Here is an 18,268-nt window from a genome sequence, read left to right as displayed (position 1 = left end):
GCCTGGTGGGGGCCCGTTCCGGCCCCTGCTATTGGCCGTTTTCCTGCGGGTCGGCCAGCACTTCGGCGACTCGTTCGACCGCTTGGCGCAAAGCCGCTTGCTCCGGACCGTGGCGCAGGATGTCCCGGGACGACGCGGGGAGGATACCCGGGAGTGCGGCGCCGAACAGGGCCCGCAAATCGGCCGCAGTGGCTCCCTGAGCGCCGAAACCGGGCGCCAGCACCGGACCGTTCAGCCCCGCCAGATCCAGCTCTCCCGGCGGAATGGTGGCCCCGACGACGACACCCACATCGCCGAGCGGTTCCGCACCTGCGTTGAGTGCCGCCGCGGAGTCGACGATCGCCTGCGCGACGGTGCGCCCGTCGGGCAGCTTCGCGTTCTGCACTTCGGCCGCTTCGGGGTTCGAAGTCCGGGCAAGCACGAAGATGCCGCGTCCCGCCGCGGCGGCCGTGGCGGCGCACGCGTCGAGCGACCCGAAGCCGAGGTACGGCGAGACCGTGATGGCGTCGGCCGCGATCGCCGCACTCTCGGCGACGTATGCGGCGGTGTAGGCCGCCATCGTGGACCCGATGTCGCCGCGCTTGACGTCCAGCAGCACCAGCGCACCCGCGTCGCGGGCGGTCTCGACCACCCGCTCCAGCACCCGGACGCCGTCCGGTCCGAAACTTTCGAAGAACGCCGACTGCGGCTTCACGATCGCCGCGCGCGCCGCCAGGACCTCCGTGGCGGACAGCGCGAACCGTTCCAGGCCCGAGACGTCCACCGGGAGCCCCCAGGCCTCGATCAGGCCCGGGTGGGGGTCGATCCCGGCGCACAGCGGGCCGCGGGCCGCGACGGCTTTCGCCAGCCGCGCCCCGAACCGTTCCCGCCCGCTCACGACTTCGCCTTCAGCGCCGCTTGGAGCTCCTGCAGGGACTTGACCCCGATGTCGCCGCGGATGAGCGCTTCGATGCCGTGCACGGCCGCCGCGGCGCCCTGCACGGTGGTCACGCACGGGATGTCGCGCGACACCGCGGCGGTGCGGATTTCGTAGCCGTCGACGCGCGGACCGCTGTTCCCGTAGGGGGTGTTGATCACCATGTCGACGTCGCCGTCGAGGATGACGTCCACGATGTTCGGCTCGGCTTCGGTCGAGCCCTCGTAGTGCTTGCGCACCACCGTGCACGGGATTCCGTTGCGCCGCAGCACTTCCGCGGTACCGGAGGTGGCGAGGATTTCGAACCCGAGGTCCGCCAGCCGCTTCACCGGGAACACCAGCGAGCGCTTGTCGCGGTTGGCGACCGAGACGAACACGCGCCCGGACGTCGGCAGCGAGCCGTACGCGCCGCTTTGGGACTTGGCGAACGCCTTGCCGAAGTCGACGTCGACGCCCATCACCTCGCCCGTGGACTTCATTTCGGGGCCCAGCAGCGAGTCGACGCCGTGCCCTTCGGGGGTGCGGAAGCGGTGGAAGGGCAGCACGGCTTCCTTGACCGCGACCGGCGAGTCGGCCGGCATCCGGCCGCCGTCGCCTTCGGCCGGGAGCACGCCGCTCTCGCGCAGGCCCTTGATCGTCGAGCCGGTCATGATCAGCGCGGCGGCCTTCGCCAGCGGCACCGCCGTCGCCTTGGACACGAACGGCACCGTCCGCGACGCGCGCGGGTTGGCCTCCAGGACGTACAGCACGTCGTCCTTGAGCGCGTACTGGACGTTCAGGAGCCCGCGCACGCCCACCCCGCGCGCGATCGCCTCCGTGGAGCGGCGGACGGCCTGCAGGTCGGTGTGCCCGAGCGTGATGGGCGGCAGCGCGCACGAGGAGTCGCCGGAGTGGATCCCGGCCTCCTCGATGTGCTCCATGACCCCGCCGAGGTAGAGCTCCTCGCCGTCGAACAGCGCGTCGACGTCGATTTCGATGGCGTCGTCGAGGAACCGGTCGACGAGCACGGGGTGCTCCGGGGTGACCTCGGTGGCGCGCTGGATGTAGCCGGCCAGGGTCTCCTCGTCGTAGACGATCTCCATACCGCGGCCGCCGAGCACGTAGGACGGCCGGACCAGGACGGGGTAACCGATCTCGTCGGCGATCCGCTTGGCGGCCTCGAACGACGTCGCCATGCCGTAGCGCGGGGCCGGCAGCCCGGCGTCGGCGAGGACCTCGCCGAACGCGCCGCGGTCCTCGGCCAGGTGGATCGCCTCCGGCGGCGTCCCGACCACGGGGACCCCGGCGTCGGCGAGCTTCTTCGCCAGTCCCAGCGGGGTCTGCCCGCCGAGCTGGACGATGACGCCGGCGACCGTGCCGGACGCCTGCTCGGCGTGCACGACCTCGAGGACGTCCTCGAAGGACAGCGGCTCGAAGTACAGCCGGTCGGACGTGTCGTAGTCGGTGGACACGGTTTCCGGGTTGCAGTTGACCATGACGGCCTCGAACCCGGCCTCCCGCAACGCGATCGCCGCGTGCACGCAGGAGTAGTCGAACTCGATACCCTGGCCGATCCGGTTCGGGCCCGAGCCGAGGATGAGCACCTTCGGCTTGTCGCTCTGCACGGCCACTTCGGACTGCGCGCCGGGATCGGACTCGTACGCCGAGTAGTGGTACGGCGTCTTGGCCGCGAACTCGGCCGCACAGGTGTCGACGGTCTTGAACACCGGCCGCACGCCGAGGCGGTGGCGCAGGGTGCGGACGCCGTCCTCGCCGGCCAGTTCCGGTCGCAGCGCGGCGATCTGCCGGTCGGACAGGCCGGTGCGCTTGGCGCGGCGCAGCAGATCGCCGTCCAGGACCGGCGCGCCGCGAACCTCGGCGCCGACCTCGCCGACGAAGGCGATCTGGTCGATGAACCACGGGTCGATGCCGGAAGCCTCGTGCACCTGCTGGACGGTCGCGCCCAGCCGCAGCGCGCGTTCCACTTCGTACAGCCGGCCCTCGTGCGGCGTGCGCAGTGCGTCCAAAGTGGACTCCAGCGTGGCGCCTTCGGGGTCGGGCAGCGTCCAGAAGCCGGTCGCCTTGGTCTCGATCGACCGCATCGCCTTGCCGAGCGCCTCGGGGAAGCTGCGGCCGAACGACATCGCTTCGCCGACGCTCTTCATCGTCGTGGTCAGCGTCGGGTCCGCGCCCGGGAACTTCTCGAAGGCGAACCGCGGGATCTTCACGACGACGTAGTCCAAAGTGGGCTCGAACGCCGCCGGCGTCTCGCCGGTGATGTCGTTGCGGATCTCGTCGAGCGTGTAGCCGATCGCGAGCTTCGCGGCGATCTTGGCGATCGGGAAGCCGGTGGCCTTGCTCGCCAGCGCACTGCTTCGCGACACCCGCGGGTTCATCTCGATGACGACCATCCGGCCGTCTTCCGGGTTGATCGCGAACTGGATGTTGCAGCCGCCGGTGTCGACGCCGACCTCGCGCAGCACGGCGATGCCGACGTCGCGCATCACCTGGTACTCGCGGTCGGTGAGCGTCATCGTCGGCGCCACGGTGACCGAGTCCCCGGTGTGCACGCCCATCGCGTCGACGTTCTCGATCGAGCAGACGACCACGACGTTGTCGTGCTTGTCGCGCATCAGCTCGAGCTCGTACTCCTTCCAGCCGAGCACGCTCTCCTCGATGAGCACCTCGGTGACCGGGGATTCGGTGAGCCCGGTGGAAGCCAGCCGCTCGAGGTCCTCGGGCGTGTGCGCCATGCCCGACCCGAGCCCGCCCATGGTGAACGACGGCCGGATGACGACCGGCAGCCCCAGGTCCTCGGCGGTCTCGCGAACTTCGGCCATGTCGTGACAGACCCGGCTGCGCGGGACCTCGGCGCCGATGGAGCGGACGATGTCCTTGAACTTCTGCCGGTCCTCACCGCGCTGGATGGCGTCGATGTCGGCACCGATCAGCTCGACACCGTACTTGTCGAGCACCCCGCGCTCGTGCAGCGCGACGGCGCAGTTCAGCGCGGTCTGCCCGCCGAGGGTCGCCAGCAGCGCATCGACGGGGTACCCGCGTTCACTCTCGGCGGCGATGACCTTCTCCACGAAGTCCGGCGTCACCGGCTCGATGTAGGTGGCATCGGCGAACTCGGGGTCGGTCATGATGGTCGCCGGGTTCGAGTTCACCAGCGACACGCGCAGCCCTTCGCTGCGCAGCACCCGGCAGGCCTGGGTACCGGAGTAGTCGAACTCCGCGGCCTGCCCGATCACGATCGGCCCGGAGCCGATCACCAGCACGTGCTGGATGTCCGTCCTCTTCGGCATCAGTTTCCTTCTTTCACCAGGCGCCGCAAGCCGTCGCGGAAGACCTGAAAACTTTTGGATCGGTTGTTCTCGATGTCCATGTGGGGCGCGATGTCGGTGGCCGCTCGGACCTTTTGAAGGCCCTTCTTGTGGTAGCCGTGCTTCTGCAGCGCATGCTCCAAGCCCTCCCACGCACCACCGGCGACGTTCTCCGGGTCACGGAACTTGGTCTGGTTTCCCAGGCTCGGAGGCACCTTGGGATAGGCCGCGTGCAGCGCGGGCACGTCGCCGAGGAACCACGCTTCGAGCTCTTCGATCACGATGCGGAACAACGTCACTTCACCGGGTAATCCGGCTTCGTGCGCGATCTCGACGAGCCGGCTCTTGAGCTCGACGCAGTCGTCGTCATCCCGGTCGAGCAGGACGACGATCCGCAAGCCCGTTTCGGCCCAGTAGTACGCGTAGTCCCGGAGCCGGACAGGCAGTTTGCGAAGAAGGTCGCCCTTGCCGTTGAAGGGAACGATCCGGAAGGCGACATCAGGAACGATCTTCGGGAGGAGGGTCTTCAACGCCTCTTCGGCGGACGGTTCCTCGACGAGCACTTCGAGGCAGGAGGGAGCGGTCACGGGCGCTCCCCGAGCGGGTCACCGAACCGGAAAAATCCTTCGGTCCACAGATCGCCGAGCGCTCCGCCGGACTCGACCATGCGGACGACCGGCGCTTCGTCGGAGACACGCTTGGCTGCCGAGTGCCCTTCCGCGTCACGGGCGAAGGCCCAAACCTCCGCGGGCTGCATCGCGTCGACGAACCGGGGAGCGTGCGTCGCGACGATCACCTGGTCGCTTTCGGCCTCACGCGCATCCTCGGCGAGGAGGTAGTGCAGCCGCGGGTGAACCTGATTTTCCGGTTCCTCGAGGAGCAGTACGGAGGTATCCGTGCGCAACGCGACAAGGTAACCGAGCAGGTGCAACGTCCCGTCGGAAATGTTCTCCGGTGGGACGAATCCCTCTCCATCTTGCTCCCGGAGGCGGACGATCCAGCTGCCGTCCCCCTGCCGGAGCGGTTCGATGTCCTCGAACCCGGGAATGTACCGCCGCAATGACCGGCGTATCTCCGACCAGCGATCCGGTCGTTCGGCGCGGAGGTACTCGACAACCGCACCGATGTTGCGGCCGGACGGCTCGAGCTTCGAGGAACTGCTGGTCTTCACACCCTTGCGCATCGCCGTGAGGTCGAGATCCGAGAGGCGGATTCCGGCGGCGAACCGGTGAAAACCGCCGATCTCGGCGTTGGCGGCGAGCTGGCTCACCACACCCACGCCGAGCAGATCGGGACCGGCCAGCTCGATGACCTCCCACGCACCGGCACGGGCGACTCCGCCTTCTCCGCGCCGGAAGTGCAGGGCGTCGAAGGGAGTCGACGCGCCCTCCGGCTGCCAGGTCAACCTCTCCTCGGCGACCACCGGTACGTCGTCGTCGTGTTCGATGACGAGCCGGTACACAGCCGCCGCGCCTTCGACACGGCAGGTCACCTCGATCTCGATCGGACCGGCCTCGCCGTGGGTGGCGATGTCGGCGGCGCCCCCGCGCCGGTCCCACGCCGAGCGCAACCCGATCCGAAGCGACTCGGAGAGGAAGTCCAGCGCGTCGAAGACCGTGGACTTGCCACTGCCGTTCGGGCCCAGCAACGCCGTCACCGGCGTCAGGCCGTCCAGCTCGACGTCCCGGAGCACCCGGTAGTTCCGGATCCGGAGCCGCTCGATGCCGGTCGTCAGCGTCACGACCGCTTCTCCATGAGCGAAACGAAATCGTCGAACAGGGGGGCCGCGTCGTGCGGGCCGGCCGCGGCTTCGGGGTGGTACTGGACCGAGAACGCCGGGACGTCGAGCGCGCGGACGCCCTCGACCGTGTCGTCGTTGGGGCAGTAGTGGCTGATCTGCGCCGCGCCGAACGGGGACTCGAAGCGCTGGCCCGGCTCGCCTTCGAGGGCGAAACCGTGGTTCTGCGCCGTGATCGCCACCTGGCGGGTCGCCACGTCGATCACCGGGATGTTGATGCCGCGGTGGCCGTAGCGCATCTTGTACGTGCCCAGGCCGAGCGCGCGGCCGAGGACCTGGTTGCCGAAGCAGATGCCGAACAGGGGGATCTCGCGGCCCAGGACCTGCTTGGTCAGCTCGGTCGCGTGCACCGTGGTGGCCGGGTCGCCGGGGCCGTTGGAGAGGAACACGCCGTGCGGCTCGATCGCCAGCAGTTCGTCCAGCGACGACGTCGAGGGCAGCACGTGCACCTCGATGCCGCGCTTGACCATCTGCCGCGGGGTGTTGGACTTGATGCCCAGGTCGAGCGCGGCCACGCGGAAGCGAACCTCACCGTCGGGCGAGACGACGTACGGCTTCGGCGTGGTGACCTGGCCGGCCAGGTCGGCGCCCTCCATCTTCGGGCTCGCCAGCACTTCGGCGACCATCTCGTCGACCGTGCCCAGCGCGTCGCCGGAGAACACCCCGGCCCGCATGGCGCCGCGCTCGCGCAGGTACCGCGTCAGCGAGCGGGTGTCGACCTCGGCGATGCCGACGATCCCCTGGCGCACCAGCTCGTCGTCGAGCGTGCGCTTGGCGCGCCAGTTCGACGGCGTGCGGGCGGGGTCGCGCACCACGTAGCCGTTGACCCAGATCTTCGAGGACTCGTCGTCCTCGTCGTTCCAGCCGGTGTTGCCGATCTGCGGCGCGGTCTGCACCACGATCTGCCCGTGGTAGGACGGGTCGGTCAGCGTCTCCTGGTAGCCGGTCATGCCGGTGCAGAACACCGCCTCGCCGAGGCTCCGCCCCTGCGCGCCGTACGCCGCGCCGCGGAACACCCGGCCGTCTTCGAGCACCAGTGCGGCCTGAGCGCGCGCGTTCACTGGGCACCTCCCTTGATCTTGAGCTGTTCGATCCACTGTGGATAGTCGGCCAGGTCGTCGCCGCGGAAGCCGGTGTCGAGTTCGACGTCGCCGAGCCGCCAGGTGACGATCAGCAGCGCGTCCGTGCCCATCACCTTCCCGGCGATCTTCGAGTCGCGCCGGACGCCGGTGACCGCTTCGCGCGGGATCCAGAAGCCGGGCGCTCCCCCGCGTTCGACGGCGATACCCCCGCCGTGCAGCCGCCAAACCGCGCCGGTGCGCAGCCCCGCGCCGCGGGTGACGACCCGGTTCTGCCACTCCCCCGCGAAGGTCGTGGCGAGGTAGACGCCGGTCGATTCCAGCAGCACCTCGCCGGCGTCCGAGGGGATGGCGGGGAACGGCGGCACCAGCACGCTCTGCGAGCGCGCCTTGCGCCGCCAGCCGACGTACATGCCCCACACGCAGAGCAGGAAGAAGGCGACGATCGCCAGCACGAGCCAGAAGCGCTCCATCAGCAGATCTTCCCGTCCCGCGCGGTGATCCGCCCGCGCAGCAGCGTCGCGGTCACCACGCCGGGCAGCCGCATTCCCTCGTACGGGGTGTTGGCCGCGATGCTGGCCAGCTCGGCGCCCCGGACCGTCCACTCGGCGTCCGGGTCGACCAGGGCCAGGTTCGCCGGCTCGCCCACCGCGATCGGACGGCCCTGGTCGGCCAGGTTGCCGATCTCGGCGGGCCGCTCGCTCATCACCCGCGCGACGCCGCGCCAGTCGAGGAGCCCGGTGCGGACCATGGTCTCGGCCACGATGGACAGCGCCGTCTGCAGCCCGAGCATGCCCGGCCGGGCCGCGCTCCACTCGGTGTCCTTGTCCTGCACCGCGTGCGGGGCGTGGTCGGTGGCGACGCAGTCGATGACCCCCTCGGCCAGCGCGGCCCGCAGCTTCGCGGCGTCGGACTCCGTGCGCAGCGGCGGGTTCACCTTGTTCACCGGGTCGTAGGTGGCCAGGCGCTCGTCGGTGAGCAGCAAGTGGTGCGGGGTGACCTCGGCCGACACCTTCGTGCCGCGGTCCTTCGCCCAGGCCAGCACGTCCGCCGTCCCCGCCGTGGAGACGTGGCAGACGTGCAGCCGGGCGTTCGCGTGCAGGGCCAGGAGGCAGTCGCGGGCCACGATGGACTCTTCCGCGGCCGCCGGCCAGCCGGGGTAGCCGAGCCGGGCCGCGCGCTCACCCTCGTGGGCCTGGGCGCCGACGGTCAGCCGCGGCTCCTCCGCGTGCTGCGCGATGACGACGTCCAGCGCCGTCGAGTACTCCAGCGCGCGGCGCATGAGCAGCGGGTCGGCGACGCAGAGGCCGTCGTCGGAGAACACCTTCACCCGGGCCTGCGACTTCGCCATCGTCCCCAGCTCGGCGAGCTTCTCGCCCTTGAGCCCGACGGTGACCGCGCCGACCGGGTGGACGTCGACGAGGCCGACCTCCTGCCCGCGGCGCCACACGTGCTCGACGATCACGGCGTTGTCGGCGACCGGGTCGGTGTTGGCCATGGCGAACACCGCGGTGTACCCGCCGAGCGCCGCCGCGGCCGAGCCCGAGTCGATCGTCTCGGTGTCTTCACGGCCGGGTTCACGCAGGTGGGTGTGAAGGTCGACGAAGCCGGGGAGGAGGACCTGCCCGGCGGCCTCGATGACTTCGGCGTCTTCCGGGACGTCGACGGCGCCGATCGCGGTGATCACCCCGTCCTCGACCAGGACGTCGACCGGGTCGCCATCGCCGTAGGGGCGGGCGCCCTTGATCAGGGTGGTCACGCGGCGGCTCCTTCGCTGGCCAGGAGGTGGTAGAGGACCGCCATGCGCACGTGGACGCCGTTGCGGACCTGTTCGGTGATGGCCGAGGCCGGGGAGTCGGCGACCGCGCTCGCGATCTCCATCCCGCGCAGCATCGGACCGGGGTGCAGCACGACCGCGTGGTCCGGCAGCAGCTTCAGCCGCCGTTCCGAGAGGCCGTAGGAGATCGAGTACTCCCGCGCGGAGGGAAAGAACCCGCCGTGCATGCGTTCGGCCTGGACGCGCAGCATCATGACCGCGTCGACGGCGGGCAGCTCGGCGTCCAGGTCGTGCGAGACGGTGACCGGCAGGCTCTCGACGCCGTAGGGCAGCAACGTCGGCGGCGCGACCAGCACCACCTCCGCGCCGAGGGCCGAGAGCAGGTGGATGTTCGAGCGGGCGACCCGGCTGTGCAGGACGTCCCCGACGATCGCGATCCGGCGGTCCTTGAGCGAGCCGAGGCGTTCCCGCAGGGTCGCCGCGTCGAGCAGCGCCTGGGTGGGGTGCTCGTGGGTGCCGTCACCGGCGTTGACCACCGAGATGCCCGGCTCGGCCAGCCACTCCGAGAGCCGCTGGGCGGCGCCGCTGGCCGGGTGCCGGACGATCACGCAGTCGGCACCGGCCGCGGCCAGCGTCAGCGCCGTGTCCCGCAGCGACTCTCCCTTGTTGACCGAAGAACTGGACGCGGAAACGTTGATCACGTCCGCGCTCATCCACTTTCCGGCGATCTCGAACGACACCCGGGTGCGGGTCGAGTTCTCGTAGAACAGGGTGATCACCGTGCGGCCGCGCAGCGTCGGCAGCTTCTTGACCTCGCGGCCGAGCAGCGTGTGCTTGAGTTCGTCGGCGGTGTCGAGCACGGCCGTGGCGACCGCCGGGTCCAGGCCGTCGGTGGCGAGCAGGTGCTTCACGAGTCCTCTCCAGCAGCTTCGGACGGACGCAGCAGGACGGCGTCGCGGCCGTCGATTTCGGCCAGCAGGACGGACACGCCCTCGGTGCGGGCGGTCGGCACGTTCTTGCCCACGTAGTCCGCGCGGATCGGCAGCTCGCGGTGACCGCGGTCGACCAGCACCGCCAGCTGTACGGCACGCGGGCGGCCGTGATCACGGAGGGCATCGAGTGCGGCCCGGATGGTCCGGCCGGAGAAGAGGACGTCGTCGACCAGGATCACGACGCGGTCGTCGATGCCGTCCGGCGGCAGCTGCGTCTGCTCGAGGGCACGCGGCGGGCGGCGGCGGAGGTCGTCCCGGTAGAGGGTGATGTCGAGGGCGCCGGCGGGCGGGCGGACCCCGGAGAATTCGCCGACCTTGTCGGCCAGCCGGACCGCGAGCGGCGTGCCGCGGGACGGGATGCCGAGCAACACGGGCGGGGTAGTGCTCTCCGCACCGTTCGCGGTCTTTTCGATGACCTGATGGGCCATTCGGGCGATCGTGCGCGCGACATCGCCGGCCGACAGGAGCTCGCGCTCCCCGGCCGAACCAGCCGCGCCACGCGGACGTGACGACACTTCGGACTCCTTCCCCGCCTCGCCGGACGGGTCCTTAAAGGACGTCTGTTCCCCTGCTGGTCGGGGCTTTCGCACCGACAGTAGCAGGCACTTTGCTCAGCCTTACGGGTGGTGTGGCGTGATTCGCGCCAAGCTCCTGCTTGACCTGGTGACAACAATGCGTAACCATTACTCTGAGTATTCGACTCAGTGAGTCCCCCGGCCCGGTCACCCCGACCGGAGGGGGTGAAGAACGGAGAACGACCAGATGGGCGATTACGCCAAGGCGCTCGGGGCCAAGCTCCGCGGGATCCGCCAGCAGCAGGGCCTGTCCCTGCACGGGGTCGAGCAGAAGTCCGGTGGGCGCTGGAAGGCCGTCGTCGTCGGCTCGTACGAGCGTGGCGACCGCGCCGTCACCGTCCAGAAGCTGGCCGAGCTGGCCGACTTCTACGGCGTCCCGGTGGTCGAGCTGCTGCCCGAGGGCCGGGTCCCGTCCGGCGCCGAGCCCGCCACCAAGATCGTGATCAACCTGGAGCGCCTGCAGCAGCTGCCGGCCGAAAAGGTGGGCCCGCTCGCGCGCTACGCCGCGACCATCCAGAGCCAGCGTGGCGACTACAACGGCAAGGTGCTCTCGATCCGCACCGAGGACCTGCGGTCCCTGGCGATCATCTACGACATGACCCCGGGCGAGCTGACCGAGCAGCTCATCGACTGGGGTGTCCTTCCCCCGGAGGCCCGCCCGGCCAAGGAAGACTGATCAGCTCGTGTGTGGCGCCGACGCAGTGAGCGTCCCCCGGTGGGGCACCGGAGACGCTCACTGACTCGTCGGGGGGCTCGTTCGGGGGCGAGCCCTGCTCACGGAAGGCGCGAGCCGCGCCTTGTTTTGCGGGGGCGCAGCCCGCACCCCGCCCGGGGACAAGCCCGGACCCCGGCCGTGGTCACCTGACCGGGTAAGTCCGGGATGCTGCCCGGCGGGGGTGCTAGAGAACCGCGCGGAGGCGGTCGGCGATCGTGCCGATCCGGCCCAGGACGCCGTTGACGAACCGCGGCGAATCGTCCGTGGACAGTTCCTTCGCCAGGCCGACGGCCTCGTCGATCGCGACCGGGTCCGGCACGTCCTCGGCCCAGAGCAGCTCGTAGACCCCGACCCGCAGCACCGCGAGGTCGACCTTCGGCATCCGCTCCAGGGTCCAGCCCTGCGCGTGTTCGGCCAGCAGCTCGTCGATCTGCACCCGGCGGGCGGTGACGCCCTCGACCAGGCTGATCGTGTAGTCCCCGATCGGGTCGACCTCGGTCGCGCCGACCCGGTCGGCCAGCAGCGTCACCGGATCGGTGGCCCGCTGCGAGGCCTCGTACAGCATTTCCACCGCGCGGCGGCGTGCCTGACGGCGGCTGATCGCGCCGCCGCGGTTCGGGTGGGGTTTCGGTGTCGTCATCAGCTGGAGACGCGGCCCAGGTAACGCCCGTCGCGGGTGTCGACCTTGATCTTCTCGCCGGTGGACAGGAACAGCGGGACCTGGATCTCCGCGCCGGTCTCCAGCGTCGCCGGCTTGGTGCCACCGGTGGAACGGTCGCCCTGCAGGCCGGGGTCGGTGTGCTGGATGATGATCTCGACCGACGTCGGCAGCTCGACGTACAGCGGCTCGTTCTCGTGCACCGCGACCTGGACCTCGGTGTTCTCGAGCATGTAGTTGGCGTTGTCGCCGACGACCACGGCCGGGACGGTGATCTGGTCGTAGGTGTCGCCGTCCATGAAGACGAAGTCGACGCCGTCCTTGTACAGGTACGTCATGTTCCGGCGGTCCACCGTGGCCGTCTCGACCTTCGTGCCCGCGTTGAACGTCTTGTCGACCACCTTGCCGGTGAGCACGTGCTTGAGCGTCGTGCGCACGAAGGCACCGCCCTTGCCCGGCTTCACGTGCTGGAACGCGGTGACGGTCCAGAGCTGGCCGTCCAGGTTGAGGACGAGCCCGTTCTTCAGGTCGTTGGTCGTGGCCACGAGCTTGCAGTCTCCTGTGTCGAATCTTCGGTGTCCGCGGCCGCTGTCAGACGACCACGAGGTTCTTGGTGCTCAGGGTGAGGAGTTCGGGCTCCCCCACCCGCACGACGAGCGTGTCCTCGATGCGCACGCCACCGCGCCCCGCGAGGTACACGCCGGGCTCGACGGTGACCGCCATACCGGCGGCCAGTGTACCGACGCCCGTGGCGGCCAGGCTCGGTGCCTCGTGGATCTGCAGGCCGACGCCGTGCCCGAGGCCGTGCGCGAAGTGCTCGCCGTGCCCGGCGCCGGAGATCACGCCCCGCGCGGCGGTGTCCACATCGGACACCTCGACGCCCGGCGCGACGGCGGCGACCCCGGCCGCCTGTGCGGCGTGCACGAGGTCGTACACCTCCCGCTGCCAGTCCGCGGGTTCGCCGAGGACGAAGGTGCGGGTCATGTCGGAGTGGTAGCCGTCGACGGTGGCGCCGAAGTCCAGCTTCACGAAGTCACCGCGCTTCAGCTCGGCGTGCGTCGGCTGGTGGTGCGGGATGGCGGAGTGCGCGCCGGCGGCGACGATGGAGGCGAAGCTGGGGGCGGACGAGCCGTGTTCCAGCATCCGGTTCTCCAGGTCACGGGCGACTTCCAGTTCAGTCCGCCCGGGCCGCAGCCCCCCGGCGGCGATCAGGTCGTCCAGCGCCCGGTCGGCGGCGGCGCACGCCTGGCGCAGCGCCTCGACCTCGGCTTCGTCCTTGATTTCCCGCAGCTGCTCGACGAGGCCGGGAGCCCGCTCGAGGGGCACCCGCTCCCGGAGGGTTTCGTACTCCTCGACGCTGACGTGCCGGCTTTCGAACCCGAGCCGCCCGTAGGTCTTGGTGTCTTCGGCGGCTCGGGCCACGAGGGCGGCGGCACTGGCCCGGTCGACGACGGTCTCGAGATCGGGCACCTCGGCGGCCGACTGGGTCGTGTAGCGGCCGTCGGTGCAGAAGAGCGTCTTCTCGTCGCCGCCCGCGTGCAGCAGAACGGCGGCGTTCGAGCCGGTGAACCCGGTCAGGTAGCGGATGTTCAGCAGATCGGTGACCAGCAGCGCATCGACACCGGCTCCGGTCAGGAGCCCGCGCAGCGCCGCACGACGTCGTCCGTGGGTTTCAGGCACCCGTCCACCCTAGTGCGCGGCGTTCCCGGGGGAAGCGACTCGCCAGTAGGCCGCCTACACTCCGCAGGATGAGCGCGTGGGTGATTCGCGGACTGGTGATGGCGGTGCTCCACGGCGTCGCCCTCACGGTGCTGGCCAAGTACGCCGTCTACCACCCGACCGACCAGACGCCGGCGGTCTCGCTGGCCCTGGCGGTCCTGGTGGGAGCGGCGGCGCTGTGGAGCGCCCTCGACGCGTGGCGCGACGTCCCGGACCGCGGTCGCGCGTGGTTCATCGCGGCGCTGCTCGCAGGCCCGGTCGCGGGGATCCTGTACGTGATCGGCCGGGCGGTGTTCGTGGACCAGACGGGAGTCTCCGAGCTCGGCGGCGCCCTCACCGGCGGCGCGGCGTTCTCGGCGCTGCTGGTGCTGATCCCGGCGGGGCTGGGGTTGTTCGTCGGCGGACGGATCGGGCGGTCCTCGGAGGCGGGCGAGGAACCACGCTAGTGTCGCGCGTCCGAGGTTCGTTGACAGCGGCCCGGCTCGAGCGCCCCAAGGTGGCCTTGGTTGCGTTGAACGCACCGAAGGCCACCTTGGGGCGCACCCGGCAGCGATCGTCCGCGCAGTGAGGTTCCCTCATCCCACGAGCGAGGCGCCTCGCGGGTAGCCGTCCCACTGCGCGGTGCTCACCGGGCGCGCCGTCGAGGCGTTGTTGCCGACCACTCCGCCGTCCGGCACCCGCCAGCGGTGGTCGTCGAGGACGAACGCGAACCCGCGGTCCGGTGCTTCCACCGCTTCCGCGCCCGACCGCAGCCGCGCCGCCACCGGGAGCGTTGCCAGCGCCGGCGGTGCCTTGTCGAGGACTTCGCCGGCCAGCGCCACCGCCACCGCGCGCCGCTCCACCCGGATGCGCGTGCCCGCGCGGACCAGGTCCATCGTCCGCTCCGGGGACGGCACCGTCACGCCGTCGAACGTCGCGGCCACCCGGCCGGGGTTCGCGCACGCCTGGCTGCCCAGCAGGTCCAGCCCGAAGTGCCGCAGGTCGGTCGGGGCGGCGGCACCGCCGAGCCCGGTCGCGCGCACGACGTCGAACGGCACCCGGTCGCACGGGTCGGCCGGCGACAGCGGCGCGTGCCCGTCCGCCCGGCGCACGAGCCCCGGCCCTTCCTTCCAGGGCCCGGGGATCACCACCGGCTGGAACGGGTGCTCGGCGAAGTCCGCCGTCCAGAACGTCAGCGTCGTCCCGCCGTCGGTCTCGTGCGCGACCACGAACGCGGCGAGCGCCCCCACCCACATCAGGTCGGCGCTGAACCCGTCGACGATCGACCGGGCCCGCGGCGCGGCCGTCGACGCCACCGGCACGAACCCGCCGACGTCCAGGGCCTGCACCCCGGACCCGAACGCCGGGTCGCGCGAGCGGAGCAGGAACTGCCCCGCGCCGTTCCAGCCCGCGGCGCGGCCGGTGGTGTCGGTGAACATCAGGTAGAACCAGCCGTCGAGGTAGACGACCGACGGCTGGCCCGCGCCGTAGACGTTGGCGCGGTACACGTCGTGCGACGGTCCGAGGATCGGCTTCCCGCCGGCGGCGCGGGTCCAGTGGATCCCGTCGGTGCTGGTCGCGAGCCCGATCGAGTTGCCGAGCGCGTGGTCCCCGGCGGCGCCGGTGTAGTACAGGTAGTAGGTCGAGCCGACGCGCAGCACGGACGGGTCGCAGGTGTGCATGCCGTCGAACTGCCCGGGCGCACCGGAGAAGACGGCGGCCGGGATCCCGCCACCCGGTCCGGTGAACGGCCCGTCGATCGACGGGGCCTCGGCGTAGAGGATGTCGTCCCCGGCGGGTCCGGCGCCGCCGTACTGGCTGCACCACCACATCCGGGTCCGCCCGCGATCGAGCATCACCGACGGCCCGTAGTTGTAGACGGCGTCCGCCCCGCCGGCGGCGATCACACCACCACTCTGCCGGGAGTCACCCGAAGCAAGCTGGACATCGGTGGGCCGCGACGGCGCGGCGTCCTTCCCGCCCGCGATCGCCGGTTGGTCCCCCGCCGCCTGCGGCTGGGCGTAACCCTCGGTGCAGCCCGCGAGGAGGAGCCCGGCCAGCACGCTGGCGAGCAGGGCACGAGCGGGTCGCCGACCCCCACGACGAAACGGGCGCACGGCTTCGGAGTGTAGCGAGACTCCCCCGTCCGAGGGGCGGCGCGCCTGTTCGACGGTCCTTCGCTCGTGTCACCTCGACCGGGTGACGTCCTGGTGGGGGCGGGTTCCCCCCGCCCGGCTCCCCCGCCAACCGCCCCGCCCGGCGGTGGGGCCCCGCGACCGGGCACCGGATCACGTCCCGGCGGCCGGACCCTCCACCGCGACCAGCTCGACCTCGAACCCGGCGTCGTTCTCGAGGTACGCCGCGTAGTGGGCCGGGCCGCCCGCGTGCGGGTAGCGGTCGGCGAACAGCGGCCGCCAGCCGTGGGCGGTGGCCCGGGCGGCCAGGTCGTCGACCTCGGCTCGGGTGCCCACGTGCAGCGCCAGGTGGTTCAGGCCCGGCCGCGTGCGCTCGTGCTCCGCCGCGCTCAGCGCCGGCGACGTCTCGACGACCACGTACGTCCCGCCGAGGCGCCAGCTGACGCCCGCGGGCCAGCGCTGGAACTCCCGCCAGCCGAGCTCGCCGAGCAGCCAGCCCCAGCTGCGCTCGGCTTCGGCGAGGTCCGGCACCCACAGCTCGAGGTGGTGCGGCCGCCCGTGCGCGGCGGGCAGCGCCACCAGTACGCGGTGCGGGTCGCCGTAGTGGACGCCGCTGCCGACGTCGAGGAAACCGAGGCGGGCAGCCACCTTCAAGCTCGCCGCGTTCCGCTCGTGGACCAGCGCCCAGACCGCCGGGAGCCCGAGCGTGCCGAGGCCGTGGTCCAGCAGCGCGCGGGCGGCCTCGGTGGCCAGGCCCTGCCCGGCGTGCGCGCCGGCGACGTAGTAGCCCAGCTCGGGCGCCTCGCCGGGCAGCTCCCCAGACGGGCGCAGGTGCGCGACGCCGATCACCTCGCCGTCGCGCTCGATCACCCAGTGGCCCTGGCCGGCCGGGCCGCGGTAGGCCAGGCGGCGATCCACCATCGCGCTCGCCGTGGCCGGGTCGGCGAAGTCCGCGGCGAAGAACCGGCTCATCTCCGGGTCGGCGAACACCTTCACCACGGCTTCGCGGTCGGCCTCGGTCAGTGGCCGCAGCGTCAGCCGGTCCGTGGTCAGCGCCGGCAGGGTCATCCCGGGTGCGCTGCCAGCCAGCGCAGGGCGAGCGGGTAGCCGTCCACACCGAGGCCCGCGATCACGGCGGTCGCGATGTCCGACAGCACGCTGTGGTGCCGGAACTCCTCCCGCTTGTGGACGTTCGAGATGTGCAGCTCGATCAGCGGCGCGGTCAGCTGCGCGGCGGCGTCACGCACCGCGATCGAGTAGTGCGTCCACGCGCCCGCGTTGAGGACCACCGGGTGACCGCCGTCGGCCGCTTCGTGGAGCCAGCCGACCAGCTCGCCCTCGTGGTCGGTCTGCCGGACCTCGACCTCGATCCCCAGCTCGTCCCCGGTCTTGACGCACAGCGCCGCCAGGTCTGCGTGCGTGGTCGAGCCGTAGACCGACGGCTCGCGCTTGCCGAGCCGGCCGAGGTTGGGGCCGTTGAACACGAACGCCTTCACAGCAGCACACTCCCGCTGCTCCGGGTCGCCTCGGCCGCGATCGCCGAGTACGCGGCCGCGAGCAGCATCGGGTCCGGGCCCTCCAGCCGGCCAGGCTTGGCGAGGCCGTCGAGGACGACGAACCGCAGCGCCCCGGAGCGGGTCTTCTTGTCGCCCTTCATGGTTTCCAGCAGCTGCGGCAACGCGTCGGCGTCGTAGGTGGTCGGCAGACCGAGCAGCTTCAGCACGGCGGCGTGCCGCTCGGCGGTGGCGTCGTCGAGCCGGCCGGCCAGCCGCGCCAGCTCGGCGGCGAACACCAGGCCGACGCTGACCGCGGCGCCGTGCCGCCACCGGTACCGCTCGCGGCGCTCGATGGCGTGGCCGAGGGTGTGGCCGTAGTTCAGGATCTCCCGCAGGTCGGACTCGCGCAGGTCGGCGGCCACGACGTCGGCCTTCACCCGGATCGAGCGCCGGACCAGCTCGGCGAGGACGTCGCCGGCCGGGTCGAGCGCCCCGGCCGGGTCGGCCTCGATCAGCTCGAGGATCCGCGGATCGGCGATGAAGCCCGTCTTGACGACCTCCGCCATGCCGGCGACGAGCTCGTTCGACGGGAGCGTCTCCAGCGTCGCGAGGTCGACGAACACCGCGCTCGGCTCGTGGAACACGCCGACGAGGTTCTTGCCGGCCTCGGTGTTGATGCCGGTCTTGCCGCCGACCGAGGCGTCGACCATGCCGAGCAGCGTCGTCGGCACGTTGACCAGCCGGACCCCGCGCATCCACGTGCCCGCGACGAACCCGGCGAGGTCGGTGACGGCACCGCCGCCGAGCCCGACCACGACGCCGCGGCGGTCCAGCCCGATCCGGCCGAGCACCTCCCAGCAGAAGCCCGCGACGGTCAGCGACTTGCCGTCCTCGGCGTCCGGGATTTCGACGCGGTGCGCGTCGAGGCCGGCCGCGTTCAGCTCGTCGCGGATGGCCTCGGCCGTGGTGGTCAGCGTGGGCGGGTGGATCAGCGCGATCTTCGAGGCGTCGGCCAGGTGCTCGGTGAGATCGCCGAGCAGGCCGCGCCCGACCACGACGTCGTAGGGCTGGGCGGTGGCCACCGGGATGCGCACCGGGGCGGGCTGCGCCGGATCGGACACTGG

General features: G+C 71.4%; 18 protein-coding genes. 2 read left to right on the top strand and 16 right to left on the bottom strand.

Going from position 1 to position 18,268, the window contains the following annotated elements:
• Window positions 1-28: 28 nt before the first annotated feature.
• From pyrF to pyrR, 9 genes are read right to left on the bottom strand one after another with little or no spacing between them, the layout of a single operon-like run.
• The gene (gene pyrF / locus AB0F15_RS08835) at window positions 29-877 is read right to left on the bottom strand and encodes an orotidine-5'-phosphate decarboxylase (RefSeq protein ID WP_360267407.1); all 849 of its coding nucleotides are present in this window, start codon (window positions 875-877) and stop codon (window positions 29-31) included.
• The gene (gene carB / locus AB0F15_RS08830; RefSeq protein ID WP_360267404.1) at window positions 874-4,203 is read right to left on the bottom strand and encodes a carbamoyl-phosphate synthase large subunit; all 3,330 of its coding nucleotides are present in this window, start codon (window positions 4,201-4,203) and stop codon (window positions 874-876) included. Before carB ends, pyrF begins: the two co-directional genes overlap by 4 nt.
• Window positions 4,203-4,808, bottom strand: a complete 606-nt coding sequence (locus AB0F15_RS08825; protein WP_360267401.1) for a DUF4276 family protein — start codon at window positions 4,806-4,808, stop codon at window positions 4,203-4,205. The genes carB and AB0F15_RS08825 overlap by 1 nt, the downstream gene beginning before the upstream one ends.
• Entirely contained in the window at window positions 4,805-5,962 is a 1,158-nt protein-coding gene (locus AB0F15_RS08820; RefSeq protein WP_360267398.1) for an AAA family ATPase, read from the bottom strand. Before AB0F15_RS08820 ends, AB0F15_RS08825 begins: the two co-directional genes overlap by 4 nt.
• Window positions 5,959-7,080, bottom strand: coding sequence for a glutamine-hydrolyzing carbamoyl-phosphate synthase small subunit (gene carA, locus AB0F15_RS08815; protein ID WP_360267395.1), 1,122 nt, complete (start codon window positions 7,078-7,080; stop codon window positions 5,959-5,961). The genes AB0F15_RS08820 and carA overlap by 4 nt, the downstream gene beginning before the upstream one ends.
• The gene (locus tag AB0F15_RS08810; protein WP_360267392.1) at window positions 7,077-7,571 is read right to left on the bottom strand and encodes a transporter; all 495 of its coding nucleotides are present in this window, start codon (window positions 7,569-7,571) and stop codon (window positions 7,077-7,079) included. The genes carA and AB0F15_RS08810 overlap by 4 nt, the downstream gene beginning before the upstream one ends.
• On the bottom strand, window positions 7,571-8,857 hold the full coding sequence (locus AB0F15_RS08805; protein WP_360267389.1) for a dihydroorotase: 1,287 nt from the start codon (window positions 8,855-8,857) through the stop codon (window positions 7,571-7,573). Before AB0F15_RS08805 ends, AB0F15_RS08810 begins: the two co-directional genes overlap by 1 nt.
• Window positions 8,854-9,786, bottom strand: coding sequence for an aspartate carbamoyltransferase catalytic subunit (locus AB0F15_RS08800; protein WP_360267386.1), 933 nt, complete (start codon window positions 9,784-9,786; stop codon window positions 8,854-8,856). The genes AB0F15_RS08805 and AB0F15_RS08800 overlap by 4 nt, the downstream gene beginning before the upstream one ends.
• Complete coding sequence (gene pyrR / locus AB0F15_RS08795; protein WP_360267383.1) at window positions 9,783-10,382, bottom strand: bifunctional pyr operon transcriptional regulator/uracil phosphoribosyltransferase PyrR; 600 nt, start codon at window positions 10,380-10,382, stop codon at window positions 9,783-9,785. The genes AB0F15_RS08800 and pyrR overlap by 4 nt, the downstream gene beginning before the upstream one ends.
• Before the next feature lie 247 nt (window positions 10,383-10,629).
• On the opposite strand from pyrR, the gene AB0F15_RS08790 reads away from it, so the two are divergent.
• Entirely contained in the window at window positions 10,630-11,118 is a 489-nt protein-coding gene (locus AB0F15_RS08790) for a transcriptional regulator (protein ID WP_020422358.1), read from the top strand.
• 223 nt (window positions 11,119-11,341) lie between these two features.
• Here the strand turns inward: AB0F15_RS08790 and nusB are convergent, their stop codons facing one another.
• From nusB to AB0F15_RS08775, 3 genes are read right to left on the bottom strand one after another with little or no spacing between them, the layout of a single operon-like run.
• A complete protein-coding gene (nusB, locus tag AB0F15_RS08785; protein ID WP_360267379.1) occupies window positions 11,342-11,797 on the bottom strand; it encodes a transcription antitermination factor NusB in 456 nt (151 codons plus the stop codon).
• Window positions 11,797-12,360 carry an elongation factor P gene (gene efp / locus AB0F15_RS08780; protein ID WP_360267376.1) on the bottom strand — a complete coding sequence of 188 codons (564 nt, stop codon included), beginning with the start codon at window positions 12,358-12,360 and terminating at the stop codon, window positions 11,797-11,799. Before efp ends, nusB begins: the two co-directional genes overlap by 1 nt.
• 46 nt (window positions 12,361-12,406) lie before the next feature.
• Window positions 12,407-13,495: a Xaa-Pro peptidase family protein gene (locus tag AB0F15_RS08775; protein WP_360267373.1), complete on the bottom strand. Its 1,089-nt coding sequence runs from the start codon at window positions 13,493-13,495 to the stop codon at window positions 12,407-12,409.
• 68 nt (window positions 13,496-13,563) lie between these two features.
• Between AB0F15_RS08775 and AB0F15_RS08770 the strand changes: the two genes are divergently transcribed.
• Window positions 13,564-13,980 (top strand): B-4DMT family transporter, encoded by a 417-nt coding sequence (locus AB0F15_RS08770; RefSeq protein WP_360267370.1) that lies wholly within the window; start codon window positions 13,564-13,566, stop codon window positions 13,978-13,980.
• A gap of 129 nt (window positions 13,981-14,109) precedes the next feature.
• Here the strand turns inward: AB0F15_RS08770 and AB0F15_RS08765 are convergent, their stop codons facing one another.
• The 4 genes from AB0F15_RS08765 to aroB form a co-directional block, all read right to left on the bottom strand.
• Entirely contained in the window at window positions 14,110-15,588 is a 1,479-nt protein-coding gene (locus AB0F15_RS08765) for a beta-xylosidase (protein ID WP_360267888.1), read from the bottom strand.
• Between the two features lie 213 nt (window positions 15,589-15,801).
• Window positions 15,802-16,716, bottom strand: coding sequence for a GNAT family N-acetyltransferase (locus tag AB0F15_RS08760; protein WP_360267367.1), 915 nt, complete (start codon window positions 16,714-16,716; stop codon window positions 15,802-15,804).
• Window positions 16,713-17,144: a type II 3-dehydroquinate dehydratase gene (aroQ, locus tag AB0F15_RS08755; protein WP_360267365.1), complete on the bottom strand. Its 432-nt coding sequence runs from the start codon at window positions 17,142-17,144 to the stop codon at window positions 16,713-16,715. Before aroQ ends, AB0F15_RS08760 begins: the two co-directional genes overlap by 4 nt.
• Window positions 17,141-18,265, bottom strand: coding sequence for a 3-dehydroquinate synthase (aroB, locus tag AB0F15_RS08750; RefSeq protein ID WP_360267363.1), 1,125 nt, complete (start codon window positions 18,263-18,265; stop codon window positions 17,141-17,143). The genes aroQ and aroB overlap by 4 nt, the downstream gene beginning before the upstream one ends.
• Window positions 18,266-18,268: the final 3 nt, after the last annotated feature.

The sequence above is a fragment of the Amycolatopsis sp. NPDC026612 genome, assembly GCF_040638285.1.
In the GTDB taxonomy this organism is placed as follows: domain Bacteria; phylum Actinomycetota; class Actinomycetes; order Mycobacteriales; family Pseudonocardiaceae; genus Amycolatopsis.
Note: the sequence above shows the minus strand (reverse complement) of the source record. Positions and strands in the feature narration are given on the sequence as shown.